This is a genomic window from Mycobacterium sp. (genome assembly GCF_050701675.1).
Classification (GTDB): Bacteria; Actinomycetota; Actinomycetes; order Mycobacteriales; family Mycobacteriaceae; genus Mycobacterium.
The window spans coordinates 1-7,001 of record NZ_JBOGDD010001187.1; the positions used below are offsets into that span (position 1 = coordinate 1).

Consider the following 7,001-nt stretch of genomic DNA (forward strand, 5'->3'; position numbering starts at 1 on the left):
CCCACCACCTAGATCACGTCCGAATCCATTGGTAGCCAACGAAGGAACACAACGATGAGTGATTCACTACAGCCGTCTGCGATGGTCGTCGGCGCCAGCAGGGGCCTGGGCCGCGGCATCGCCCGCGCGTTCGCCGAGGCCGGTGCTCCGGTGGTTGCGGTCGCCCGCACGGCCTCGGCACTGGCCGAGCTCGCAGCCACCAGCTCGAACATTCACCCCGAAGTCGCCGACGCCGCCGATCCGACGGCGGCGTGGAGCCTGCTGGATCAGTATGAACCGCAGTATCTCATCCTGGTCGCGGGTGCCAACCCGGTGATGCGTCCGCTGCAGCACCAGACGTGGGAAACGTTCTCGGCCAACTGGAATGCCGACGTGAAGATCGCCTTCACCTGGCTGCGTGAGGCGCTGCTCAAACCGCTGCCGCCGGGCAGCCGAGTCGTGGTGGTGAGCAGCGGGGCGGCGATCAACGGGTCACCGGCCAGCGGCGGGTACGCCGGGGCGAAGGCCACTCAACGATTCATCGCAGGCTATGCCAATGACGAGTCGGGTCGCGCCGGTCTCGGCATCAACGTCACGGCGGTCATGCCGAGGATGACTCCGTTCGGTGACGTCGGGCGCCGTGGAGTCCGGGCGTACGCGGCCCGCACCGGTCAGACCGAGGAGGCCTACCTGCAGCAACTGGGGGAGCTGTTGACCCCCGAGATCGCGGGCAGCGCCGTGCTGGACCTGGTTCGCAAGGATCCGGCGGCCCTGGCCTCGGGCTACCTGCTTACCGGAGCCGGCCTGCAGGCACTGCCGTGAACGTCACGGCCGTTCCGCGGGGGTGGGGGCGGTCAGATCGACATGGGCGCCGAGCGCGACGTCCAGCACGGCCATGCACAGATCTATCACTTCACTCCGCGAGATGCGTTGATTCACAAGCCATTCAACGGTGACCTCCCGGATGAAGGCGATCCATCCGGCGAGCGCCGCCGATGCCATGTCGCGGGCGTGGCCGGTCGCCCCGCTGGCGTCGAGGACGCTGTCACACAGTGAGCGCATCCCGGCTGCTATCGGAATGCGAAGGACCGGGTCGGCCGCGATCGAACTCCGATTCGCGATGACCACCAGCGGGGCGTGTGCCTGATAGAAGCTCAGGTGCGCTTCCAGCGCGGCAGCCACCCCGTCGCGCACCGAGGGCGCATCGTCGATGGACACCTCGGCCAGCAGCCGATCGTGCGCCCGTTTCCAGATCGCAGCGAAGAACTCGGGCTTGGTGGGGAAGTAGTGATACACGAGTGCCCGGGAGGCATTCGCCCGGCGGGCGACGTCCTCCATGGCGACGTCCTCGAACGAGCACTCGCCGAACATCGTTGCGCCCACGTCCATCAGCTCGTCGCGGCGCTGCTCGGGGGTGAGACGCCTGCGGCTGGACACGGTCCCATCGTAGATGCGCATGGTTGACGCCCCTCTCACATTCGGCGTACCGTCAACTCTATTGGAGTAGATCTAATAGGGGTTGAGGATGAAGCGAGCTACGGAAACATGGTTCATCGCCTTCGGGCTCATCTGCGCGGGTATTGGGTTGGCGCATCTACTGTTTGGCACCGCGACCATCATCGGGGGCGGGTCGGTCAACGCGACCATCGATTCCGACATGCGGTTCTATGCGCTCCTGTTCGCCGCTTATGGCCTGACGTTCGTGTGGTGCGCAGCGGACATCACGAGGCGCGGGCGCGTGGCAAACGTCCTTGGCGTGGTGTTCTTCGCGGGCGGCCTTGCCCGGCTACTCGCCTGGGCCGCCACCGGCCAGTCGAACTGGTTCTACGTATTGATGATCCCCGTCGAGCTGGTCATCCCGCTCGTCAACTATCTCCTCATCCGCAGGCTGTCCCACCCCCGCCGAGAGGTCAGAGCGCAGGCAGCCGCAGCTGTTCCCGACCCGTAGGAACGCCTCGAGCGGAACCTCCGTCGTCACCGGAGTGGCGAGCAGCTGGTTGAGCGCCTCACGGGTGATCGCGTCGACGGGTTGTAGGACGGCGGTGAGGCGGAACTGCCCGTAATCGTTGTTGGTGCCATCGAAGCCGACAACGCGGATGTCGTTGGGGATGTCCATGCCTGCGTCGACGATGGCCCGGATCGTGGCTGAGGTTTGCCCGTACGTCCCGGCCACCACGGCTTCCGGGGCCCGGTCGGAGGTGCGAAGAAAGGCGGTCACGGCGGCGTACGCGCCGGCCGGGGTCAGGTCGGTGCGGATCTGCGCGACGTCGCCGACCACGGATCGGACACCGGCGAAGCGTTGTTCGACGGTTTCGCGGTCGCCGTGGGAGACGTCGGCCTCGGTGAAGCCCCCGACGAAGGCGATGTCGTGGCAATCGTGGGCCTCGACGAGGTGGCGGGTGACGAGTTCGCCCGCACGGGCGTGGTCGACGCCGACGATCGTGGTGGCGACGCCCCCGCGGATGTTGTGCATCCAGACCACGGGGATCCGCTCCTGTGCGCACAGCCGCGCCGTTTCCGACGCGTTCGCCGCTCCGATCACGACGAGACCGTCGATTCCGACTTCGGCGAAGGCGGTCGCGAACTCGAGTTCGCGTTCCGGGTCGTACCCGGTGTTGCCGATCATGGTGAGGTGATCGCGCGCCCTGGCTTGGACCTCGACCCGCCCCACGAAGTCGCCGAAGAGGGGCATCGTCAGGTCCGGGACGAGGAGTCCGATCTGTCGCCAGCGCCGCGGTCGACGGAGGGCCCTGGCGCGGTGATCGAGCCGGTAGTCCAATTCATCGATCGCGATGAGCACCTTGGTGCGCAACGACTCTGACACCGGACGGGGCCCGTTGTTCAGCACGTAGCTGACCACCGCCGTCGAGGTGCCTGCGCGGCTGGCCACATCGGCCAGCGTCGGACGCTTCCCATCCACTCCGGTCTCCTCGCCGTCGGCGATCGCGGTGTCGCCAGCCTTTGGATCACGTCGATTGTGACAGTTCCATCTGCTCCACTCCTCGCTACGCTAATCGATTAGAACGGTTACCAGGAGGACATGTGGTCGCAACAAGGCATTGGTGGAGTAGCTGACATGGCATACGTACGACTCGCCGGAGTCACCTACCTCGACCCTGACGTCGTCCACGACAGCTACGTCCTGTTCACCGGCGCCGATGGCAGCACCCGTCTCATCGACCTCAACGGCGCCGTCGTGCACACGTGGCCGTTCGCCGGGGTGCCGCCCAGGATCCTCGATCCGGCACTCAACGGGGGACGCGTCGGCGACGTCGGGGTGCAGTTGTCCGACAGCGGCGATGCCCGCGGCGGAATCTATGCCAACGGCACCATCGGTCAGCTCGACTGGGCCGGGGAGCGGGTCTGGCAGTGGGGCGGGCAGGCACCGGGCGGTGCCGCGCGGCAGAACCACGACTGGGAGCTCTTGCCCAACGGCAACCGGCTGATCCTGGTGACGGCTCCGCGCGTCGTGCCAGGACTTGGCGATGACGTCGTCGGCGATCAGGGGTTGTACGAGGTCGCGCCGGACGGCGAGATCGTGTGGTCGTGGCTCGCCGGTGACCATCTCGAGGAGTTCGGCTTCTCCCAAGCGGGTTGGGCTGCGCTGCGTGAGACCGCCGCTCGCGACCCGGAAGATCCGTGGGGCTACCTGGAGATGAACAGCGCCAAATCCCTCGGCCGAAATCGCTGGTACGAAACACGTCTCGACACCGCGTTTCATCCGGACAACGTCCTGGTCAGCTTTCGCAAGGCGAACGTCATCGCCTGCATCGACAGGTCGTCCGGAAAGATCGCGTGGAAGTTCGGGCCGTACTACGACGCTCAAGCCGGGTCGCAGCATCAGCGGATCAACGTGCACGAGGTGCCACGTCCGCTCGACCAGACGTCCGGTCAGCACAATCCGCACATGATCGCGGCCGACCTTCCCGGCGCGGGCAATATCCTGGTCTTCGACAACCAGGGCGGCGCAGGATATCCGCCCGCGGCGATCGGGATCTACGCCGGTTCCCGCGTACTCGAGATCGACCCCGTCACCGAGGAAATCGTGTGGCAGTACACGGCCGAAGACTCCGGGCTTCCGCCGTGGACGTTCTTCAGCTCGTTCGTCAGCAACGCGCAGCGGCTGCCCAACGGCAATACCCTCATCACCGAGGGCATGCAGGGGCGACTGTTCCAGGTGACGCCGGGCGGCGAGGTCGTCTGGGAGTACCACAGCCCCTATCTGGGCTACGGCGTGGCAGGCGAACCGGAGGTCAAGCAGCCCAGGGTTCCTGGAGTCGACCGGCTCACCCTGACGTCGTTGGTGTACCGATCGCAGGCGGTCCCCTTCGACTGGACGCCCGTCGACACCCCGCGACCGCCGCTGCGGAACGTCGACCTGCGCCCCGAGGCAGAAGGCCTTCCGTGACGACACGCCTGGAAACCACGGTCACCGGTACCCGATCACCGACGGTGGCAACCGAATCCGGCTGGCGGCCCCCGTTGCGGTCGGCGATCGGGCACCTCGGCACCCTTGGCGGGACGATCGCCGGGCTGGTTCTGGCGTCGGCGGTGTGGTCGCTGGTGGTGGCCACCGGGCGGTTCCCCAGACAACTGTTCCCCAGCGTGCCGGAGATCCTCGCGGCCGGCCACAGGCTGTGGTCCGACGGGCTGTTGGTCGACGACATCGGCGCCAGTTTGCACAGGGCTGCAGTGGGTTTCGCCATCGGTGCCCTCACCGGAATCGTGGTGGCGGTGCTCACCGCAACCACCGCGGCAGGTCGCAACGTGCTTCAGCCGGTCTTGCGGGTCTTCTCACCGATCCCGACGATCGGCCTTGTCCCGCTGGCCATCCTCTGGTTCGGGCTGGGGGAGAACAGCAAGACACTCGTCATCGCGCTCGGCGTATTCGTCCCGGTGTGGATCAGCAGTCACGCGGGCCTGGCGAGCACGCCGAGCGACTACCTGATGGCCGCGCGCTGCCTGGGCGCTCGACGGTGGCAAACGCTGCGCAAGGTCGTGTTGCCGGAGGCAGCCCCCGACATCGCCTCGGGCCTGCGGGTGGGGGCCGCGATGTCCTTCGTCCTGATCGTGGTCGCCGAAATGACCGGCACCACATCGGGTATCGGGTATCGGATCTCGCAGGCCCAACTGTTCTCGCAGGCCGACCGGCTGATCTTCTGCCTGATCGTCCTTGGCCTCGTCGGCGCGCTCTGCGACCTGCTCATCAACGCGATCACCGTCCCATTCACGCGCTGGGCGCAACGGGAACGCTGACATGGCCATCGAAACCCGCGACCTCGTCGTGCAGTTCCCTGGCAAGCGACAGCCCGCCCTGCACGACATCTCCATCACCGTTCCCGACGGGTCGTTCGCCGTGCTCGTCGGTGCCTCCGGGAGCGGCAAGTCGACGCTGCTGCACTGCCTGGCGGGTCTCATCACCCCGACGTCCGGCGTGGTCACCGACAACGGTGAAACCGTCACCGGCCCTGACCCCCGACGCGGGGTCGCCTTCCAGCGCGACGTGCTCTTCCCGTGGATGACGGCGGCCGATAACATCGAATTCGCGCTCGCCGCAAGACGATTGGCCAAGCGCGAGCGTCCCGCGCGGATTCGTGAACTGCTCGGTCTCGTCGGGCTGCCCGAGGACGTGGGTCGGCAACGCCCCGACCAACTGTCCGGCGGCATGCGGCAACGGGTCAGCATGGCCCGGGTGCTGGCGGGCGAGCCGGCCGTGATGCTCATGGATGAACCGTTCGCGGCCCTCGACGCACTCACCCGGCTGCGAATGCAGGACCTGCTTATCGACCTCTGGACGCGACTGAGTCGAACCATCGTCTTCGTCACGCACGACATCGACGAAGCGATTCGACTCGGCGACACCATCAGCGTGCTCCGCGACGGCCGGATCGTCGATCGCATCACCAACCCCCTGAGCCGCCCCCGACCCGCAGATGCGCTGGCGGATCAGCCCGGCTACAGCGAAATTCGCAAGACCCTGCATCACCAGCTCGGCATCGACCACGCAGTGCACTGAACGACACCCCGCTCACAAAGGACCGACACAACGTGAACACATCGCCTCGACGGCTTCTCGCCGCGGCACTGACCGCCGTCACGCTCGCGGCATCGATCACCGCCTGCGCTGGCTCGCAGACCACGGCCGCCGATGCGCTGACCGTCGGATTCGTCGTCGATCCCTCGTGGGCGCAGATTCCCGTTGCCGTCGACACGGGCCTGTTCACCAAGCATGGCGTGAACGTGAAGGTGGTGAACTTCCAATCGGGAGTGGAGGCGCTGCAAGCCGCCTCAGCCGGCCAGGTCGACATCACCACCGCCGCAGACGTACCGACCTCCGCCGTGCTCACCAGGACGCCGACGCTGCGAGTCGTTGCCGACGGCTCGCGCTGGCAAGGCTCCCGCATCGTCGCGCGCCGCAGCGCGGGAATCGCCACCATCGCGGACCTCGCGGGCAAGTCCATCGGCACCCCGCTCGGCACGAGTGCCGCCTACTTCATCTCGAACGCATTGGCGCAGAACAAGATCGACGCCAAACTCGTCCAGGTATCGCCGTCGGCGATGGTCACGGCGGCCACCCAGCACAACGTCGACGCAGTCTCGATCTTCCAGCCGTACCAGGCGCAGGTGATCCAATCGCTCAACGCCGACGCCGTCGAGCTGACGGGCGGCACCTACAGCCAGCACAGCCTCTACCTCGCCACGCAGCAGGCGATCTCTACCAAGGGCAAGGCGATCACGGCATTCTTCGGCGCCGTCGACGAAGCCGGAACCGCGCTGTCCCAGAAGAACGGCGCCGCGACGGACGCCGTCGCCAAGGCCACCCAACTCGATCCGGACCTGCTGCGCACGGTGCTCGCCGAGTTCGACTACACCCTCCAACTGCATCCGGACCTCGCGCAGAAGCTCACCGAGCTCGGTGAATGGGCCAAGACCCAGGGCTCGGTGGAACCGTCGACCCAACTGCCCAACTACACCGAGTTCCTCGACGGCCAGTTCCTGGCGAAGAGCACACAGTAGGGGCG

7 protein-coding genes and 1 pseudogene are annotated in these 7,001 nt (G+C 66.8%); 6 read left to right on the top strand and 2 right to left on the bottom strand.

Annotated features, from left to right (window positions below):
• Positions 1-54 precede the first annotated feature (54 nt).
• Entirely contained in the window at positions 55-801 is a 747-nt protein-coding gene (locus ACRDUX_RS36870; RefSeq protein ID WP_526421827.1) for an SDR family oxidoreductase, read from the top strand.
• A 3-nt stretch (positions 802-804) separates the two neighbouring features.
• Here the strand turns inward: ACRDUX_RS36870 and ACRDUX_RS36875 are convergent, their stop codons facing one another.
• A complete protein-coding gene (locus ACRDUX_RS36875; protein ID WP_526421829.1) occupies positions 805-1,437 on the bottom strand; it encodes a TetR/AcrR family transcriptional regulator in 633 nt (210 codons plus the stop codon).
• 67 nt (positions 1,438-1,504) lie between these two features.
• On the opposite strand from ACRDUX_RS36875, the pseudogene ACRDUX_RS36880 reads away from it, so the two are divergent.
• Positions 1,505-1,798: pseudogene (locus ACRDUX_RS36880) on the top strand (DUF4345 family protein); the annotation flags it as partial.
• Here ACRDUX_RS36880 and ACRDUX_RS36885 read toward each other — a convergent pair.
• Positions 1,766-2,899: a LacI family DNA-binding transcriptional regulator gene (locus ACRDUX_RS36885; protein ID WP_526421831.1), complete on the bottom strand. Its 1,134-nt coding sequence runs from the start codon at positions 2,897-2,899 to the stop codon at positions 1,766-1,768. The pseudogene ACRDUX_RS36880 and the gene ACRDUX_RS36885 overlap by 33 nt on opposite strands.
• Before the next feature lie 156 nt (positions 2,900-3,055).
• Here ACRDUX_RS36885 and ACRDUX_RS36890 point away from each other — a divergent pair, with 156 nt between their 5' ends.
• From ACRDUX_RS36890 to ACRDUX_RS36905, 4 genes are read left to right on the top strand one after another with little or no spacing between them, the layout of a single operon-like run.
• Positions 3,056-4,387 carry an aryl-sulfate sulfotransferase gene (locus ACRDUX_RS36890; RefSeq protein WP_526421833.1) on the top strand — a complete coding sequence of 444 codons (1,332 nt, stop codon included), beginning with the start codon at positions 3,056-3,058 and terminating at the stop codon, positions 4,385-4,387.
• Positions 4,384-5,235: an ABC transporter permease gene (locus tag ACRDUX_RS36895; RefSeq protein ID WP_526421835.1), complete on the top strand. Its 852-nt coding sequence runs from the start codon at positions 4,384-4,386 to the stop codon at positions 5,233-5,235. The genes ACRDUX_RS36890 and ACRDUX_RS36895 overlap by 4 nt, the downstream gene beginning before the upstream one ends.
• 1 nt (position 5,236) lies before the next feature.
• Positions 5,237-5,995, top strand: a complete 759-nt coding sequence (locus tag ACRDUX_RS36900; RefSeq protein ID WP_526421837.1) for an ABC transporter ATP-binding protein — start codon at positions 5,237-5,239, stop codon at positions 5,993-5,995.
• Between the two features lie 32 nt (positions 5,996-6,027).
• Positions 6,028-6,996, top strand: coding sequence for an ABC transporter substrate-binding protein (locus ACRDUX_RS36905; RefSeq protein WP_526421839.1), 969 nt, complete (start codon positions 6,028-6,030; stop codon positions 6,994-6,996).
• The last annotated feature ends 5 nt before the right edge of the window (positions 6,997-7,001 follow it).